This is a genomic window from Rhizobacter sp. (genome assembly GCA_019635355.1).
Classification (GTDB): Bacteria; Pseudomonadota; Gammaproteobacteria; order Burkholderiales; family Burkholderiaceae_C; genus Rhizobacter.
The window spans coordinates 4,837,916-4,853,344 of record JAHBZQ010000001.1 but is presented as its reverse complement, the minus strand read 5'-3'; the positions used below and the strand labels follow the sequence as shown (position 1 = coordinate 4,853,344).

17 protein-coding genes are annotated in these 15,429 nt (G+C 69.0%); 10 read left to right on the top strand and 7 right to left on the bottom strand.

What is annotated here, in order from left to right:
• Window positions 1-12 precede the first annotated feature (12 nt).
• Together KF892_22560 and KF892_22555 are read left to right on the top strand one after the other, a co-directional pair.
• A complete protein-coding gene (locus KF892_22560) occupies window positions 13-705 on the top strand; it encodes a plastocyanin (protein ID MBX3627808.1) in 693 nt (230 codons plus the stop codon).
• A gap of 11 nt (window positions 706-716) precedes the next feature.
• On the top strand, window positions 717-1,871 hold the full coding sequence (locus KF892_22555; protein ID MBX3627807.1) for an alpha-hydroxy-acid oxidizing protein: 1,155 nt from the start codon (window positions 717-719) through the stop codon (window positions 1,869-1,871).
• 6 nt (window positions 1,872-1,877) lie between these two features.
• On the opposite strand, the gene KF892_22550 is transcribed toward KF892_22555, so the two are convergent.
• Complete coding sequence (locus KF892_22550; protein ID MBX3627806.1) at window positions 1,878-2,780, bottom strand: LysR family transcriptional regulator; 903 nt, start codon at window positions 2,778-2,780, stop codon at window positions 1,878-1,880.
• 101 nt (window positions 2,781-2,881) lie between these two features.
• Between KF892_22550 and KF892_22545 the strand changes: the two genes are divergently transcribed.
• From KF892_22545 to KF892_22535, 3 genes are all read left to right on the top strand, one after another.
• A complete protein-coding gene (locus KF892_22545) occupies window positions 2,882-3,526 on the top strand; it encodes an NAD(P)-dependent oxidoreductase (GenBank protein ID MBX3627805.1) in 645 nt (214 codons plus the stop codon).
• Between the two features lie 121 nt (window positions 3,527-3,647).
• A complete protein-coding gene (locus KF892_22540; protein MBX3627804.1) occupies window positions 3,648-4,289 on the top strand; it encodes a DsbA family protein in 642 nt (213 codons plus the stop codon).
• A gap of 101 nt (window positions 4,290-4,390) precedes the next feature.
• A complete protein-coding gene (locus tag KF892_22535) occupies window positions 4,391-4,675 on the top strand; it encodes a hypothetical protein (GenBank protein ID MBX3627803.1) in 285 nt (94 codons plus the stop codon).
• On the opposite strand, the gene KF892_22530 is transcribed toward KF892_22535, so the two are convergent.
• The 4 genes from KF892_22530 to KF892_22515 all read right to left on the bottom strand — a co-directional run bounded on the left by KF892_22530 (window position 4,676) and on the right by KF892_22515 (window position 8,043).
• The gene (locus KF892_22530) at window positions 4,676-5,551 is read right to left on the bottom strand and encodes a neutral zinc metallopeptidase (GenBank protein MBX3627802.1); all 876 of its coding nucleotides are present in this window, start codon (window positions 5,549-5,551) and stop codon (window positions 4,676-4,678) included.
• A 99-nt stretch (window positions 5,552-5,650) separates the two neighbouring features.
• A complete protein-coding gene (locus KF892_22525) occupies window positions 5,651-5,911 on the bottom strand; it encodes a hypothetical protein (GenBank protein ID MBX3627801.1) in 261 nt (86 codons plus the stop codon).
• Between the two features lie 111 nt (window positions 5,912-6,022).
• Window positions 6,023-6,592: a dCTP deaminase gene (locus tag KF892_22520; protein ID MBX3627800.1), complete on the bottom strand. Its 570-nt coding sequence runs from the start codon at window positions 6,590-6,592 to the stop codon at window positions 6,023-6,025.
• A gap of 38 nt (window positions 6,593-6,630) precedes the next feature.
• Window positions 6,631-8,043 (bottom strand): hypothetical protein, encoded by a 1,413-nt coding sequence (locus KF892_22515; GenBank protein ID MBX3627799.1) that lies wholly within the window; start codon window positions 8,041-8,043, stop codon window positions 6,631-6,633.
• Window positions 8,044-8,148: 105 nt separating this feature from the next.
• On the opposite strand from KF892_22515, the gene KF892_22510 reads away from it, so the two are divergent.
• On the top strand, window positions 8,149-8,688 hold the full coding sequence (locus KF892_22510) for a DUF962 domain-containing protein (GenBank protein ID MBX3627798.1): 540 nt from the start codon (window positions 8,149-8,151) through the stop codon (window positions 8,686-8,688).
• 13 nt (window positions 8,689-8,701) lie between these two features.
• Here KF892_22510 and KF892_22505 read toward each other — a convergent pair whose 3' ends face one another.
• Window positions 8,702-9,412, bottom strand: a complete 711-nt coding sequence (locus KF892_22505; GenBank protein ID MBX3627797.1) for a Crp/Fnr family transcriptional regulator — start codon at window positions 9,410-9,412, stop codon at window positions 8,702-8,704.
• A gap of 79 nt (window positions 9,413-9,491) precedes the next feature.
• On the opposite strand from KF892_22505, the gene KF892_22500 reads away from it, so the two are divergent.
• Together KF892_22500 and KF892_22495 are read left to right on the top strand one after the other, a co-directional pair.
• Window positions 9,492-10,028, top strand: coding sequence for a DUF962 domain-containing protein (locus tag KF892_22500; GenBank protein MBX3627796.1), 537 nt, complete (start codon window positions 9,492-9,494; stop codon window positions 10,026-10,028).
• Window positions 10,025-11,020 (top strand): MBL fold metallo-hydrolase, encoded by a 996-nt coding sequence (locus KF892_22495; GenBank protein ID MBX3627795.1) that lies wholly within the window; start codon window positions 10,025-10,027, stop codon window positions 11,018-11,020. The genes KF892_22500 and KF892_22495 overlap by 4 nt, the downstream gene beginning before the upstream one ends.
• 9 nt (window positions 11,021-11,029) lie before the next feature.
• Here the strand turns inward: KF892_22495 and apbC are convergent, their stop codons facing one another.
• On the bottom strand, window positions 11,030-12,121 hold the full coding sequence (gene apbC / locus KF892_22490) for an iron-sulfur cluster carrier protein ApbC (GenBank protein MBX3627794.1): 1,092 nt from the start codon (window positions 12,119-12,121) through the stop codon (window positions 11,030-11,032).
• 119 nt (window positions 12,122-12,240) lie between these two features.
• On the opposite strand from apbC, the gene KF892_22485 reads away from it, so the two are divergent.
• Together KF892_22485 and metG are read left to right on the top strand one after the other, a co-directional pair.
• The gene (locus KF892_22485; protein MBX3627793.1) at window positions 12,241-13,296 is read left to right on the top strand and encodes a cupin-like domain-containing protein; all 1,056 of its coding nucleotides are present in this window, start codon (window positions 12,241-12,243) and stop codon (window positions 13,294-13,296) included.
• A gap of 72 nt (window positions 13,297-13,368) precedes the next feature.
• The gene (gene metG / locus KF892_22480) at window positions 13,369-15,414 is read left to right on the top strand and encodes a methionine--tRNA ligase (protein ID MBX3627792.1); all 2,046 of its coding nucleotides are present in this window, start codon (window positions 13,369-13,371) and stop codon (window positions 15,412-15,414) included.
• Window positions 15,415-15,429: the final 15 nt, after the last annotated feature.

Genomic DNA, 15,429 nt, shown 5'->3' with positions numbered 1-15,429 from the left:
GGAGACAAACCGATGACACGACACCTGCTGGCCCTGCTGGCCCTTGTTGCAAGCACCGCCCATGCGGGCACCGTGCAACTCACCGTGACCGACAAGGACGGCAAGCCCGCCCCCGACGTGGTGGTGCTGGTGCAGGCCGCCAACAAGGGCACGGTGACGCCGGCCGCCAAGCCCGTGCTCATCGTGCAGGAAGGCTCGCGCTTCGTGCCCTTCCTCACCGTCGTGCCGGTGGGCAGCACGCTGCGCTTCGTCAACAAAGACGCCTACGACCACCACGTGCGCTCCACGCCGAGCGGCCCGCTGGGCGCCATCGCCCCGGCCAAGACCTTCGAGCTGCGGCTCGACGCCGACCCCATCGCCGAAGCCCGCGGCGGCGGCGACGCCTACCCGAGCGGCCCGGCCAAGAAAAAATCGGGCATCTCCAGCGCCGACCTGAAGATGGACGCGGCCGGCCCCATTGGCCTCGGCTGCCACATCCACGGCTCGATGCGCGGGCAGGTCTACGTGGCCGACACACCGTGGTTCGGCAAGACCGACGCCAATGGCGTCGTCACGATCGAGGGCGTGCCCGATGGCCCCGCGCAGCTGACCCTCTGGCACCCCGACCAGCTCCAGGAGCAGGCAGGCGTGCCGGTGCAGGTGAGCGCATCGCCCGTGAAAACGACGACGCAACTGAACTTCGTTCCGCGCCGCCGCAGGGGATAAGCTCTGGGGCTATGACCCCCATCACCTGCATCGAGGACCTTCGCGTCCTCGCCAAGCGCCGCGTGCCGCGCATGTTCTACGACTACGCCGACTCCGGCTCGTGGACCGAAGGCACCTACCGCGCCAACGAGAGCGATTTCCAGAAGATCCTGCTGCGCCAGCGCGTGGCGGTGAACATGGACAACCGCACGCTCGCCACCACCATGGCCGGCACGCCGACCCACATGCCGGTGGCCATCGCGCCCACGGGCCTGACCGGCATGCAGCACGCCGACGGCGAGATCCTCGCGGCCCGTGCGGCCGAGAAGTTCGGCATTCCGTTCACGCTGTCGACGATGAGCATCTGCTCCATCGAAGACATCCGCGCGCACACCAAGTCGCCGTTCTGGTTCCAGCTCTACTGGATGCGCGACCGCGACTTCATGGAACGGCTCATGGACCGCGCCAAGGCCGCCGGCTGCTCGGCGCTGATGTTGACGCTCGACCTGCAGGTGCTCGGCCAGCGCCACAAGGACATCAAGAACGGCCTCACCACGCCGCCCAAGCCGACCATCGCCAACATCCTCAACCTCATGACCAAGCCGCGCTGGTGCCTGGGCATGCTCGGCACGAAGCGCCACAGCTTCGGCAACCTGATCGGCCATGCCAAGGGCGTGAGCGACGTCACCTCGCTCAGCACCTGGACGCGCGAGCAGTTCGACCCCAAGCTCGACTGGAACGACGTCGAGTGGATCAAGAAGCGCTGGGGCGGCAAGCTGATTTTGAAGGGCATCATGGACGTGGAAGACGCGCGCTATGCGGCCGGCAGCGGCGCCGATGCGCTGATCGTCTCCAACCACGGCGGCCGGCAGCTCGATGGCGCGCCCTCGTCGATTGCCGCGCTGCCCGAGATCGCCCGCGAGGTGGGCTCGAAGATCGAGGTGTGGATGGACGGCGGCATCCGCTCGGGGCAAGACGTCTTGAAGGCGGTGGCCCTCGGCGCCCGCGGCACGCTCATCGGCCGCTCGTTCCTCTACGGCCTCGGCGCCCTGGGTGAAGAGGGCGTCACCAAGTGCCTGGAGATCATCTACAAGGAACTCGACGTGAGCATGGCCTTCTGCGGCCACACCGACATCCGCAACGTCGACCGGCGCATCCTCGTGCCGGGCACTGCGCCCGGGCACTGAGGGCCCTCACACCCGCGTGCCCGGCGTGGCCGCAAAGTACGCCCGCATCGCCTCGATGGCATGGCGCACCTTGGCTGGCTGGTTCTCGCGCTGAGGCGTGACGGCCCACACCGGGCCCGGCGCGAGCTGCCACTGCGGCAGCACGCGCTTCAGCCGGCCCGCCTGCAGGGCCTCGTGCACGTCGGGGTGGGTCAGCATGCCCACGCCGAGGCCAGCCAGGCACATCTGCTCCAGGCTCAGCTGGTTGTTGCTGGCGATGCGTGCGTCGACGCGCAGAGGCGCGCGCTCGCCCTGCGGCCCGATGAGCTCGATCTGCAGGCCCGAGCCGTCGCGTGAGCCCACCAGCCACTGGTGCTGCGCCAGCTCGGCCGGCGTGGCGGGCTCGCCGTGGCGGCGCAGGTAGTCGGGCGAGGCGCAAAGGATCCAGTCGAAGTCGCACAGGCGCTGTGCCACCCAGCTCGAATCGGGCAGGCGGCCGGCGCGCAGGGCGAGGTCGATGCGCGCGTCGACGAGGTTGATGAGGGCGTCGTCCACCAGCAGCCGCAGCGTGAGCCCCGGGTGGGCCGCCAGCAGCGGCCCGAGGCCCGGTGCGATGTGCCGCGCAAAGCCCACCGGCGCCGACATGCGCAGCTCGCCGCTCGGGGCGTCGTGCGCCAGCGCGAGCTGCGCGTTCGCCTGGGCCGCAGCGCTCACCATCGCGTGGCAGTGCTCGGCGAAACGCGCACCGGTGTCGGTCAACGAGAGCTTGCGGGTGGAGCGGTGCAGCAGCGTCACGCCACTGCCCTGCTCCAGCAGGCGCACCTGCTGGCTCACCGCCGAAGTGCTCATGCGCAGCGCCCGGGCGGCGGCGCTCATCGAGCCGTGCTGCACCACCGCAGCAAAGACGGCCATGCGCCGGAGATCGTCCATTGTGAAGCTGGGCTTAAAGAAGTTCTTCGATTTGAACGACTTCCTAGCCGATTGTGAAGCCCATATCGTCACATCCATTGCAACGGATTGGAGAAACACACATGAAGATCGCCCTCATCGGAGGCACCGGGTTCGTCGGCGCGGCCCTGCTGGAAGAGCTGCTGCGCCGTGGCCACCAGGTCACGGCGCTGGCGCGCAATCCGTCGAAATTCACCACCCGGCCGGGCCTCACGGTCGTGGCAGCCGATGCGCTGCAGAGCGCGCAGGTGGCCCACGCGGTGGAAGGTGTCGACGCCGTGATCAGCGCCTACAACCCGGGCTGGAAAGAGCCACGCATCCACGACCTTTTCCTGCAGGGCACGCAGGCCATCGTCGACGGCGTGAAGCGCAGTGGCGTGAAGCGGCTGCTGGTCGTGGGCGGCGCGGGCAGCCTCTACGTGGCGCCTGGGGTGCAGCTCGTGGACACGCCGGAATTCCCGGCCGAGTGGAAGCAAGGTGCGCTCGCCGCCCGCGAGGCGCTGAACCGCATCCGCCACGAGACCTCGCTCGATTGGACCTTCGTCTCACCGGCCGTGATGCTCGCGCCCGGCGAGCGGCGCGGCGGCTTCCGCCTCGGCGGTGACGAGGTGCTGGTCGACGCCAACGGCGCCCCGGCCGGCCTCTCGGTGGCCGACCTGGCGGTGGCCATCGTCGACGAGATCGAGACGCCGCGGCACGTGCAGCGCCGCTTCACCGCGGCGTACTGAACCGCGGAACGTCGCGCCCACGCCACTGACCGCCGAGGCCGCCCCACCGCCCGGCGGCGCCATGCTGCCGACCATCGGCGGCCGGGCTTGAACCCTCAAGGGGCTGTCGCATACTCGCCGGATGGCCATCGACCACCTGATCTACCTCTACGACCCGTTGTGCGGCTGGTGCTACGGCGCCATGCCCGCCATCCACGGGCTGGCGGATCTGGGCGGTTGCATCGTCGAGCCGGTGCCCAGCGGCCTCTTCGTCGCCCCGGGCAAGACGCTCGACGCCGAGATGGCTCGCCACATCGAGCAGGCCGATGCGCGCATCGCCGCGATGAGCGGCCAGCGCTTCAGCGAGCTCTACAAACGCAAGGTGCTGGCCAACCCCGAGCTGCCCTTCGACAGCACCGCCGCCACCGAAGCGCTGACCGCCGTGTCGCAGTGGAACGTGCGCCGTGAGCTCGACGCCCTGCACGCCCTGCAACGCGAGCGCTTCGTCGCCGGCCGCGACATCAGCGACCGCAGCGTGATCACGCAGGCGCTGTCCAAGTCACTCGGTGACGATGCCGAGACCTGGGAGCAGCGCCTCGCCAACCCGGCCCTGCCCGGCCTCACGGACAAACGTGTCGCCCGCGCGAAGAAGGTGATGAAGGCGGTCGGCATGCACGGCGTGCCCGCGCTCGTGTGGCCCAGCGAGCAGGGCATGCGCCTGCTGCCGGGCCAGTGGCTTTTCGGCGAGAAGACGCTCTCGGAGCAGCTGGCGCTGCTGGCCTGAGCCGCTTGTCTGAGCGGGCCCGAGGGGCTTGCGGCCGAGGGGGTTTTCACGCTGCGCAGATGGTTCTACGCTGAAGGCCGCGCGCTCGTCGGGAGAGCCCCATGACCCTGCAGCAGCTTCACGCCATCAAGCTCTGGCAGCTGGCCCACAAGCCGGAGCACCCGCTCGAGTACCACGCCTGGGACGGCGTGCTCACCGCGTGGATGTTCGGCTGGATGGGCGAGCCCGCGGCACTGATCCTGTGGTGGCCCGGCATGGCGCTGGGCTGCGCGCTGCTCTTCCTCACGCCCACGCTCTACGTGGCCCTGCGGCGCGCGTTGCACCGGCGGGGCCGCCTGCGCTGCGACTGGCTTGGCACGCTGGAGCTGCCGCCCCCGAGGCGTTGATCAGATCTGGCGCGCCTCGAAGGTGTTGCACTGGTTCACGCTGCCGGTCTGCAGGCCCTTCTTGAACCACGTCACCCGCTGGGCGCTCGTGCCGTGGGTGAAGGTCTCGGGCTGCACCGTGCCGCGCGACTTGCGCTGCAGCGCGTCGTCGCCGATCTGTGACGCGGCGTTGAGCGCTTCTTCCACATCGCCCTGCTCCAGGATCTGGCGTGCGTTGTTGGCGTGGTGCGCCCACACGCCGGCGAAGCAGTCGGCCTGCAGCTCGAGGCGCACCGAGAGCGCGTTCTGCTGCGCCTCGGAGACGCGGCCGCGCATGCTGTCGACCTTGCCGCTGATGCCGAGCAGGTTCTGCACGTGGTGGCCCACCTCGTGCGCGATCACGTAGGCCTGGGCGAAGTCGCCGGGGGCGCCGAGGCGTGTGCGCATGGTCTCGTAGAAGCTGAGGTCGATGTAGACCTTCTGGTCGCCGGGGCAGTAGAACGGCCCCATCGCCGCTTGGCCCATGCCGCAGGCCGTGGCCTCGCTGCCGCGGAAGAGGCGCAGCTTCGGGTCGCGGTAGGTGGCACCCATCTGCTGGAACTGCTCGCGCCACACGTCTTCGGTGTCGGCCAGCACCACCGAGACGAAGCGCGCCATCGGGTCGTCGGCTGGCGGCTTGCCGGCGGGCGCCTGCTGCACCTGCGGCGCCTGGCCGCCACCGCTCATGAGGCCGAGGATGGTGAGCGGGTTGATGCCGAAGATCCAGCCGGCCACGAGCGCGATCACCACGCTGCCGAGGCCGATGCCGCGGCCACCGCCGAAGGAGAACCCGCCACCACCGCCGCCCGAGCGGGCGTCCTCGACGTTGTCGCTCTCGCGATTGCCTTCCCACTTCATGCTGCGCTCCCGGTGTTGGCCGAAGGGGCATGGTAGCGAAGGCCGGAAAGCGAAAAGGGCCGCCTCGCGGCAGCCCCTGATGCGGAGTCGACGGCGCGCTCAGTGCGCCGCAGCGTCGTCTTGCGAGTACTGTGCGAAGAGCTGCAGGGCCAGGCGCTGCAGCGACTCATCGGCGCTGCTGTGCGCGAGCGCGATGCGGTCGAAGGCATAGGGCCGGTCGTACATCATGCGGGCCACGTTGACGCTCAGGGCCTGCTGCGCCATCTTGCTGCGAAAGCGGCCGAGCGCCTTCAGGTCTTCGATCAGCGCGACCGGGCGGTGGGTGCCGGCGGCGGGGGCAGCGTGCGACAAGGTCGTCATGGCGGGCTCCATGTGTAGCGTGTGGCCACACGATAGCCCTGCACCCTGCCGGGGAATCGGGGGAACTGGGGGCCGGCGAGCGCCCAGTTCGCGCCCCGTGACGATGTGCCGTTAAGTTTTTGGCAGGGTGACCCCGCGCTGACCCTGGTACTTGCCGCCGCGGTCTTTGTAGCTCGTCTCGCAGACCTCGTCGCTCTCGAAGAAGAGCACCTGCGCGCAGCCTTCGCCAGCGTAGATCTTGGCGGGCAGCGGCGTGGTGTTGCTGAACTCGAGCGTCACGTAGCCTTCCCATTCGGGCTCGAAGGGGGTGACGTTGACGATGATCCCGCAACGCGCATAGGTGCTCTTGCCGAGGCAGATCGTGAGCACGCTGCGCGGGATGCGGAAGTACTCCACCGTGCGCGCCAGCGCGAAGCTGTTGGGCGGGATGATGCAGACGTCGGCCTCGATGTCGACGAAGCTCTTCTCGTCGAAGTTCTTCGGGTCGACCACCGTGCTGTGGATGTTGGTGAAGACCTTGAACTCGGGCGCGCAGCGGATGTCGTAGCCGTAGCTGCTGGTGCCGTAGCTCACGATCTTGTGGCCGTCGGCCGCGTGGCGCACCTGGCCGGGCTCGAAGGGCTCGATCATGCCGTGCTGCTCGGCCATGCGGCGGATCCACTTGTCGCTCTTGATGCTCATGCCGGTCTCGCGCTTTTCAGAGGGGGCTCGATTGTGGCCTATCGCACCGCAGCATCGAGCCGGCCCGCCAGTTCGGCGAGCTTGGGTTTGATGGCCTCGCCCACCTGAATCTGCGGGTTGGAATAGCCGTCGGTCTTGCCAGCCTCCTTCTCGCGCCGGGCGATCACCTCGCGCGCCGCCGCATGCGCGGCTTCGAACGAGCGGGTGCCGCGCAACTGCTCGGCATACATCGCACGGCCGAAGTAGGTGAGCTCGGAGCCGCGCCCGCAGCCGTAGGAGGTGTGCGTGGCGTCGGCCGCGGTCATGGTCAGCGTGCTCGGGTCGGCGAGCGTGGGCAGCCACGAGCCCGAGTAGCAGGCCGAGATCGACAGCACGCGCCAGCGCACGCCGGCTTCGTCGAGCCAGGCACGCAGCTTGTCGGGCGTGAGCTCGTCGACTTCCAGCGGGTCGAACTGCGCGGCCAGCCGGCCGTTGCGCGCCCCGTGCGAGGTGAGGTGGATGAAGAGGATGTCTTCCTCCCGGTCCATCAGGTTCGCCACCTGCTGGATGGCGCGGCGCAGGTTGAGCCCGGTGGCCCAGGGCAGCTCGCGCGCCGTCTCGGCATGGTTGATGAGCGAGAGCGTGCGGCCGCGCGCATCGAAGCGGTCCTGCATCAGCTCGCTGACGAGCCGGCTCTCGCGGCGGAACACCTCTTCACCGGCATAGGGCGCGAAGGTGATGGCGTAGACGTCGGCCACGCCGGGCCGCTGCGGCTCCAAGGCATGCAGGGTCGACACGACGGTGGCCGACTGGGCTTCGAGCACCTCCTGGGTGAGCTGCAGGCGCTGCTCTTCGGGCTCGCCCGCAGCCGCAGCCGTCACGTCGGGGTACCAGTACGCGCCGCGGGGCAGGTAGAGGCTGGCCAGCGCCGCGGCGGCCACCACGATGACCACCGCCACCCGCAGCGCCGCCCGGTCGGCATGGTGCGCGAGCAGCACGGCGGCCGCGAGCGCCATCCAGCCCATCAACACCCAGGGCAGCACCTGCATCACCTCCGCCGCCAGCGCCGCCGCGCCAGGCGGCAGCCCACGCTGCAGCACGAGGTAGGCACCCCAGATCGGCCAGGAGATCAGCATCTGCTGCAGCCAGAGCAGCGCCAGCAGCACTGCACCGCCCTCACCCTCCGGCGTACCCCGCGCGGCCATCCAGCAGGCCAGCACGAGCAACAGCGTGGCCATCCAGCCGCTGCCCACCGCCTGCCAGTAGAACTGCACCGGCCCCGGCCAATAGAAGAGCCGCTGCAAGGCGGCTCCGCCGGCCACCAGCAGCACCGTCAGCAGCACCAGACCCACTGGCCCGATATGCAGGCCCGACAGCCCCGGCCGCATGAAGACCGCACTGCGGCACGCCGCGCCCGCCCAGCGCGCCAATGTGTTCATGTTGGTGCGGTTTTGCTCAAGCACGCCCTGCATTCGTTCCTTCCCGTGACACCATCGGTCTCTGTGTAACTACCATGTTCCCAAGGGCTGCAGCCCGGCCCAGAATGTGACCCAACGCCCGCCATGCGGAGACCCGTCATGAACGCACATCGCAGCACCCTGGACCTTCTGGTGCACTACGCCCAGTACCACCGAGACCAGCGCAACATCGTCACCCATTTTGTGGGCATCCCGCTGATCATCTTCGGCATTGGCGTGCTGCTGGCCCGCCTGCACCTCACCCTGCCCCAGCTCGACGTGACCGCCGCCTGGGTGGCCTTCTGCTTCGCGGGCGCCTGGTACCTGAGCCGCCGCGGGCCGCTCACGCTGAGCCTGGCCGTCACGCTGGCGGTCGGCGGCATCGTCGCCCTGGCGCATGGCGTGGCTGGCGGGGGCATGGCGAGCTGGTTGGCCTGGGGGGCCGGCACCTTCTTCATCGGCTGGGCGATGCAGTTCCTCGGGCACTACTACGAGGGCCGCAAGCCGGCGTTCGTCGACGATGTCTTCGGCCTGCTGGTCGGACCGATGTTCGTGACGGCCGAGGCGCTGTTCTCGATGGGCTGGAACAAGCCGCTGCTCGCCGAGATCGAGCGCCGCGCCGGCCCCACGCACCTGCGCGACCTGGCCCACCCGGCCTGAGCCCGCAAGCCCCTCAGGCGAGGCCCGCGGCGCGGGCGAGCACCGCCACATCGATGAGTTCGATGGCGCCGTAGCGCAGCTTCAGCACGCCTTTGTCTTCCAGCGCCCGCAGCGCCTTGTTGGCGCTCTGCCGGCTCACGCCGAGCATCAGGGCCAGCTGCTCCTGCGGCAGCCGCAACTGGCGGCGCGGCGCATCGGGGCGTGTGCCATTGCCGTGCGCCACGAGCCACAGGCGCTTCGCCAGGCGCTGCTCGAGCGGCAGGTGGGCGATGTCTTCCAGCATGGTGAACGCGAGGCGCAGCTTGGTGCAGGCCAGGCGTGCCACGTCGCGCCAATGGGCCGGGTTCGCGTCGAGCCAAACCCTCAGCTCCGGCTGCGGCACCTGCCAGACGGTGGTGTCGACATCGGCCACGGCGTCGTGCGTGCGCGGCAGGCCGTCGAGCAGCGAGATTTCGCCGAACCACTGGTAGGGCTCCACGTAGCCGAGCAGGGTCTCGCTGCCGTCGGGTTGCAGCGCGCCCACCCGCAGCGCCCCGGCCGTCACGCAGCACAGGCCTTCGGCCGAGGCGCCCCGTGTGAAGAGGCGCTCACCCGCGGCCAGTTGCCCGGCGCGACCCAGGCCGAGCAGGGCCTCCTGCAGGGCCGGCGCGCAGCTGCCGAACCAGGCATCGGTGCGCAGGGCGGCCTGCAAGGCCGGGGTGGCGGAGGTCGTGGAGGGCGACATGTGAATGTCTGAATTTTGACAGTCGCTTTTCACTCCAACGCACTAGCATCCGCCCCACAACACCCCGATGGAGACAGCCATGCGCAACGCCACCGAGATGATGGTCCAGTACGCCGCGTACCACCGTGACCGCCGCAACATCGCCACCCACTTCGTCGGCATCCCGCTGATCGTGTTCTCGATCGGCGTGCTGCTCTCGCGACCCGAGCTTTTCAGCCTCGGAGGCTTTCCGATCACGCCGGCCTGGCTGCTGTGGCTCGCCTCGACCGCCTGGTACCTGACCCGCGGCAACCTCGCGCTCGGGGTGGGCGTGAGCGTCACCAACGGCGTGCTCATCCTGCTGGCTCACAGCCTCGCGCTCGGCGGCACCGCCGCCTGGCTCGGCTGGGGCATCGGCAGCTTCGTGGTCGGCTGGGTGATCCAGTTCATCGGCCACTACTACGAAGGCCGCAAGCCGGCGTTCGTCGACGACCTGATCGGCCTGCTCGTCGGGCCGATGTTCGTGACCGGCGAAGGCATGTTCGCGCTGGGCTGGGGCAAGCCGCTGCTGGCCGAGATCGAGCGCCGCGTGGGCCCGACCGTGCTACGCGACCTGTCGGCCCCGGCCCACCGGTGACCGGCCGCCTGCTGAAACGGGCCGCCCTCGCGCTGCTGGCGGCGCTCGTGCTGCTGGCCGCGTGGGCGGTGGTGCAGTTCAACCGCCGGCCCTCGCTCGCGCCGTACCAGTCGCTCACGCTGCCCGCCGCGCCGCAGGCCAGCGGCGTGCGCGTGCGCTTCGCCGGGGTGGCCACGCTCGTCTTCGACGATGGCGAGACCGCCTGGGCCATCGACGGCTTCTTCTCGCGGCCCTCGGCGCTGCGCACCTTCTTCGGCACCATCGGCCCCGATGCCGCGGTGGTCGAGGCATCGCTGCGGCGGCTGGGCGTCACCCGGCTTGCCGCCGTGGTGCCGGTGCATTCGCACTACGACCACGCGATGGATGCACCGCTCGTCGCGCAGCGCACCGGCGCGCTGCTGGTGGGCGGCGAGTCGACCTTGCAGATCGGCCGTGGCTTCGGCCTCGCCGACACGCAGATGCGCGCCGTGAAGCACGGCGACACGCTGCAGCTCGGCCAGTTCACCCTGCGCTTCATCACGAGCCGCCACAGCCCCACGCCCTTCAGCAGCGGCGAGGGCGGCGAACTCATCACCTCGCCTCTCAAGCCGCCGGCCCACGCCACCCGCTGGCGCGAAGGCGACGTGTGGTCGATCGCGGTGAGCCACGGCTCGGGCCGGCGCTTTCTCGTGCAAGGCAGTGCCGGCATCGTGCCGGGTGCGCTCTCGGGCGTGCGCGCCGACACCGTCTTCCTCGGCACCGGCACCCTGGGCAAGAAAGACGAGGCCTACCGCGCCGCCTACTGGCACGAGACGGTCAAGCTCACCAGCGCGAAACGCGTGATCCCGATCCACTGGGACGACTTCATGCAGCCGATGCTCGACGCACCGCTCGTGGCCTCGCCGTATCTGGTCGACGACTTCGACGTGGTGATGGCCGACCTGCAGCAGCGCGGGCAGCAAGACGGCATCGAGGTGCGGCTGCCGCCGCTCTTCGAGCCCTTCGCGCCCTGAGTCCGCCCCTCAGGTGTTCTTCGAGACGGTGATCGTCGGGAACTTCGACGAGAAGTCTTTCGAGCGCTGCGCGATCTTCACCGCCACCTGGCGGGCCATCGCCTTGTAGAGGCTCGTGATCTCGCTGTCGGGCTCGGCCACCACCGTCGGCGCGCCCGAGTCGGCCTGCAGGCGGATGTTTTTCGACAGCGGCATCGCGCCCAGGTAGTCGATCTTGAACTCGGCCGCCATTTGCTTGCCGCCGTCGGCGCCGAAGATGTGCTCCACGTGACCGCAGTTGGAGCACACGTGCATGGCCATGTTCTCCACCAGCCCGAGGATGGGCACGCCCACCTTCTCGAACATGCGCACGCCGCGCTTGGCATCGATGAGGGCGATGTCCTGCGGCGTGGTCACGATCACGGCGCCGGTGAGGGGCACACGCTGCGCGAGCGTCAAGGCGATGTCGCCAGTGCCCGGGGGCATGTCGACGATGAGGTAGTCGAGGTCGCGCCAGTTGGTCTGGCGCAGCAGCTGGTCGAGCGCCTGGGTGGCCATCGGGCCGCGCCAGATCATCGCGTTGTCGGGCTCGACGAGGAAGCCGATCGACATGACCTGCACGCCGTGGTTTTCCTTCGGCTCCATGGTCTTGCCGTCGGCGCTCTCGGGGCGGCCTTCCACGCCGAGCATGGTGGGCTGGCTGGGGCCGTAGATGTCGGCATCGAGCACGCCCACACTCGCGCCTTCGGCGGCGAGTGCGAGCGCGAGGTTGACGGCCGTGGTGCTCTTGCCCACGCCGCCCTTGCCGGACGCGACGGCCACGATGTTCTTCACGTTGGGCAGCAGTTGCACGCCCCGCTGCACTGCATGCGCCACCACCTTGGAGCTGATGCTGGGCGTGACCGTGTCGACGCCGGGCACGCCGCGTGCCGCCAGCGTGAGCGCCTGCGCGAGACCCTCGAACTGGCTCTTCGCCGGGTAGCCCAGCTCCACGTCGAAGCTCACGTGGCCCCCCGCAATCTGCAGGTTCTTCACCTGCTTGGTGCTGACGAAGTCTCGGCCGGTGTTGGGGTCGATGACGGATTTCAGCGCGTCGAGGATCGCGGCTTCAGTGGCAGACATGGCGGGCGGGAAAAGATGAGGACAGGGAACGGCGAAGTCTAGGGCCTGTGCCCGCCACATGGTTTTGCGCATCGCCGGGCACGGGATCACAATGGTCCGGCCCTGCCCGGCAGACGACGATGAGCGCACCTGACACCTTCCCCCCAGCGCCGCGGCCCCTCGCCGGAGGCCGCCCGGTCGATGCCGAGTGGCAGCAATGGGTCGCCGAGAACCGGCTGCGCAACTGCACCGCCGAGTCCATGCTCGAGACGATGACCGCGGCCGGCATCGATGCGGGGGCGGCGCAGGTGGCCATCGCCAAGGTCGACACCGACCCGGCGTTCCTCGCCGCCCGCAAGATCCAGCAGCTGCAGCGCAAGCTCGAGTCGGTGATGGCCAACCAGCAGCGGCTGTGGGAGCTGGACCCGCACTACGCCCAGGTCGAAAAACGCAGCCACGTGGGCGCGGCCGAATTCGTGGACCGCTACGTCGTCGGCTGCCGCCCGGTGGTGCTGACCGGCGTGGCCGACGACTGGCCGGCCAAGGCACGCTGGTCACCTCAGGACCTGAAAGCCCGCTTCGGCCACCTTGACGTGCAGATCCAGGCCGAGCGCAACGCCGACCCGAAGTACGAGATCAACAAGCTGAACCTGCAGCGCCAGGTGCGGCTCGCCGATTTCGTCGACCAGGTGATGGCGGGCGGCGAGACCAACGACTACTACCTCACCGCCAACAACGAGGCGCTGCGCCGGCCGGAGTTCGCGCCGCTGCTCGACGACATCGGCAGCCTGCCGCCCATCTGCGACCGGGCGCGGCTGGCCGAGCGCGCGTCGTTCTGGTTCGGGCCCGCGGGCACGGTGACGCCGCTGCACCACGACACGCTGATGCTCTTCCACACCCAGATCGTGGGCCGCAAGCGCTGGCGCTTCATCTCGCCGCTGCAGACGCCGCGGCTGTACAACCACTACGACGTCTACAGCCCCATCGACCTCGACGCGCCCGACCTCGCCCGCTACCCCGACTTCGAGGGCGTGACGGTGCTCGAAGTGGTGGCCGAGCCGGGCGACACCGTCTTCCTGCCGCTCGGCTGGTGGCACCAGGTGCGCTCGCTCGACGTGAGCCTGTCCTTCTCGTACTCGAACCTCGCGGTGCCGAACCAGTACAGCTACGTCAACCCGACCATCCACAACTGGTGAGGCCCAGGCCGCGGGACTCCTAGAATCGACCGCTCCGCGCCGTCGTGGCGCGGCTCTCGCACCCGGACACCCATGACCCGCAAGCTCTTCGTCACCACCGCCCTGCCCTACGCCAATGCGCCCTTCCACATCGGGCACATGATGGAGTACATCCAGGCCGACATCTGGGTGCGGGCGCAGCGCATGCTGGGCAACGAAGTGCACTTCGTCTGCGCCGACGACGCGCACGGCGCGCCGATCATGATCGCGGCCGAAAAGGCGGGCAAGACGCCACAGCAGTTCGTGGCCGAGATCGCCGCGGGGCGCAAGCAGTACCTCGACGGCTTCCACATCGGCTTCGACAACTGGCACTCGACCGACGGCCCCGAGAACCACGCCCTCGCGCAAGACATCTACCGCGCGCTGCGCAAGCAGGGCCTGATCGCCGAGCGGGTGATCGAGCAGTTCTTCGACCCGGTGAAGAGCATGTTCCTGCCCGACCGCTACATCAAGGGCGAGTGCCCGAAGTGCGGCGCGAAAGACCAGTACGGCGACAACTGCGAGGTGTGCGGCGCGGTGTATGCACCCACCGAGCTCAAGAACCCGTACTCGGCGCTGAGCGGCGCGACGCCGGTGCTCAAGAGCAGCTCGCACTATTTCTTCCAACTCTCGTCCGACCGCTGCATCGAGTTCCTGAAGGACTGGACGACGACCGCCGGCCGCCTGCAGCCCGAGGTGCTCAACAAGATCAAGGAATGGTTCACCGTCGACGAGCACGGCCACGTGGGGCTGGCCGACTGGGACATCAGCCGCGACGCGCCCTACTTCGGCATCGAGATCCCCGACGCGCCGGGCAAGTATTTCTACGTCTGGCTCGACGCGCCCGTAGGCTACCTGGCCTCGCTGAAGAACCTCTTCGACAAGACCGGCCGCGACTTTGACGCCTTCATGGCCGACCCGGATGTGGAGCAGGTGCACTTCATCGGCAAGGACATCATCACCTTCCACACGCTCTTCTGGCCGGCGATGCTGCACTTCAGCGGCCGCAAGACGCCGAACCACATCAACGTGCACGGCTTCCTCTCGCTCGGCGGCGAGAAGATGAGCAAGAGCCGCGGCACGGGCCTCTCGCCGCTCAAGTACCTGCAGCTGGGCATGAACGCCGAATGGCTGCGCTACTACCTCGCGGCCAAGCTCAATGCGCGCGTGGAAGACGTGGAGTTCAACCCGGAAGACTTCGTCGCCCGCGTGAACAGCGATCTCGTCGGCAAGTACATCAACATCGCGAGCCGCGCCGCGGGCTTCCTCACCAAGCGCTTCGAGGGCCGGCTGTCGAGCGACGTGGGCGTCGAAGGCCGCACGCTGCTCGACGGGCTGCGCGCGCACCGCGCCACCGTCGTCGAGCTGTACAACGAGCGCGAGCTCGGCAAGGCGCTGCGCGAGATCATGCTGCTCGCCGACCGCGTGAACGAATACGTCGACCAGCACAAGCCGTGGGAGCTGGCCAAGCAGGCCGGGCAGGACCAGGTGCTGCAAGACGTGTGCACCGTCTGCATCGAAGCCTTCCGCGTGCTCACGATCTACCTGAAGCCGGTGCTGCCGGCGCTGGCCGCGCAGGTCGAGAGCTTCCTGCGCGTGGAGCCGCTGGGCTTCGCCGACGCGCAGCGTTCCCTCGGCGCACACACCATCGGCGAGTACAAGCACCTGATGCAGCGTGTCGACCCCAAGCTGCTCGACGCCCTCTTCGAAGCGCCCGCCCCGGCCGCACCGCCTGCCCCTGGGGGCGAGCCGCTCGCCGCCGAGATCGGGATCGACGATTTCACCAAGGTCGACCTGCGCATCGCGAAGATCGTGAAGGCCGAGCATGTGGAAGGCTCCGACAAGCTGCTGCGCCTTACGCTCGACGTCGGCGAAGGCAAGACGCGGAATGTGTTCAGCGGCATCAAGTCGGCCTACCAGCCCGAGCAGCTGGAAGGCAAGTTCACCGTGATGGTGGCCAACCTCGCGCCGCGCAAGATGAAGTTCGGCGTGAGCGAGGGCATGGTTCTTGCGGCATCGCATGCCGACGAAAAGAAGAACCCTGGCCTCTACGTGCTCGAACCCTGGCCCGGCGCCACGCCGGGGCTGAGGGTGCGCTGACCCGGACGACACCAA

Bases quoted from the DNA above. Each gene is read 5' to 3' on its own strand.
- KF892_22500 (MBX3627796.1), top strand. From the start codon at position 9,492: ATGCGCAACGCCACCGAGATGATGGTCCAGTACGCCGCGTACCACCGT.
- metG (MBX3627792.1), top strand. From the start codon at position 13,369: ATGACCCGCAAGCTCTTCGTCACCACCGCCCTGCCCTACGCCAATGCG.
- KF892_22485 (MBX3627793.1), top strand. From the start codon at position 12,241: ATGAGCGCACCTGACACCTTCCCCCCAGCGCCGCGGCCCCTCGCCGGA.
- KF892_22525 (MBX3627801.1), bottom strand. From the start codon at position 5,911: ATGACGACCTTGTCGCACGCTGCCCCCGCCGCCGGCACCCACCGCCCG.
- KF892_22550 (MBX3627806.1), bottom strand. From the start codon at position 2,780: ATGGACGATCTCCGGCGCATGGCCGTCTTTGCTGCGGTGGTGCAGCAC.
- KF892_22535 (MBX3627803.1), top strand. From the start codon at position 4,391: ATGACCCTGCAGCAGCTTCACGCCATCAAGCTCTGGCAGCTGGCCCAC.
- KF892_22540 (MBX3627804.1), top strand. From the start codon at position 3,648: ATGGCCATCGACCACCTGATCTACCTCTACGACCCGTTGTGCGGCTGG.
- KF892_22560 (MBX3627808.1), top strand. From the start codon at position 13: ATGACACGACACCTGCTGGCCCTGCTGGCCCTTGTTGCAAGCACCGCC.
- KF892_22555 (MBX3627807.1), top strand. From the start codon at position 717: ATGACCCCCATCACCTGCATCGAGGACCTTCGCGTCCTCGCCAAGCGC.
- KF892_22510 (MBX3627798.1), top strand. From the start codon at position 8,149: ATGAACGCACATCGCAGCACCCTGGACCTTCTGGTGCACTACGCCCAG.
- KF892_22545 (MBX3627805.1), top strand. From the start codon at position 2,882: ATGAAGATCGCCCTCATCGGAGGCACCGGGTTCGTCGGCGCGGCCCTG.
- KF892_22520 (MBX3627800.1), bottom strand. From the start codon at position 6,592: ATGAGCATCAAGAGCGACAAGTGGATCCGCCGCATGGCCGAGCAGCAC.
- apbC (MBX3627794.1), bottom strand. From the start codon at position 12,121: ATGTCTGCCACTGAAGCCGCGATCCTCGACGCGCTGAAATCCGTCATC.
- KF892_22530 (MBX3627802.1), bottom strand. From the start codon at position 5,551: ATGAAGTGGGAAGGCAATCGCGAGAGCGACAACGTCGAGGACGCCCGC.
- KF892_22505 (MBX3627797.1), bottom strand. From the start codon at position 9,412: ATGTCGCCCTCCACGACCTCCGCCACCCCGGCCTTGCAGGCCGCCCTG.
- KF892_22515 (MBX3627799.1), bottom strand. From the start codon at position 8,043: ATGCAGGGCGTGCTTGAGCAAAACCGCACCAACATGAACACATTGGCG.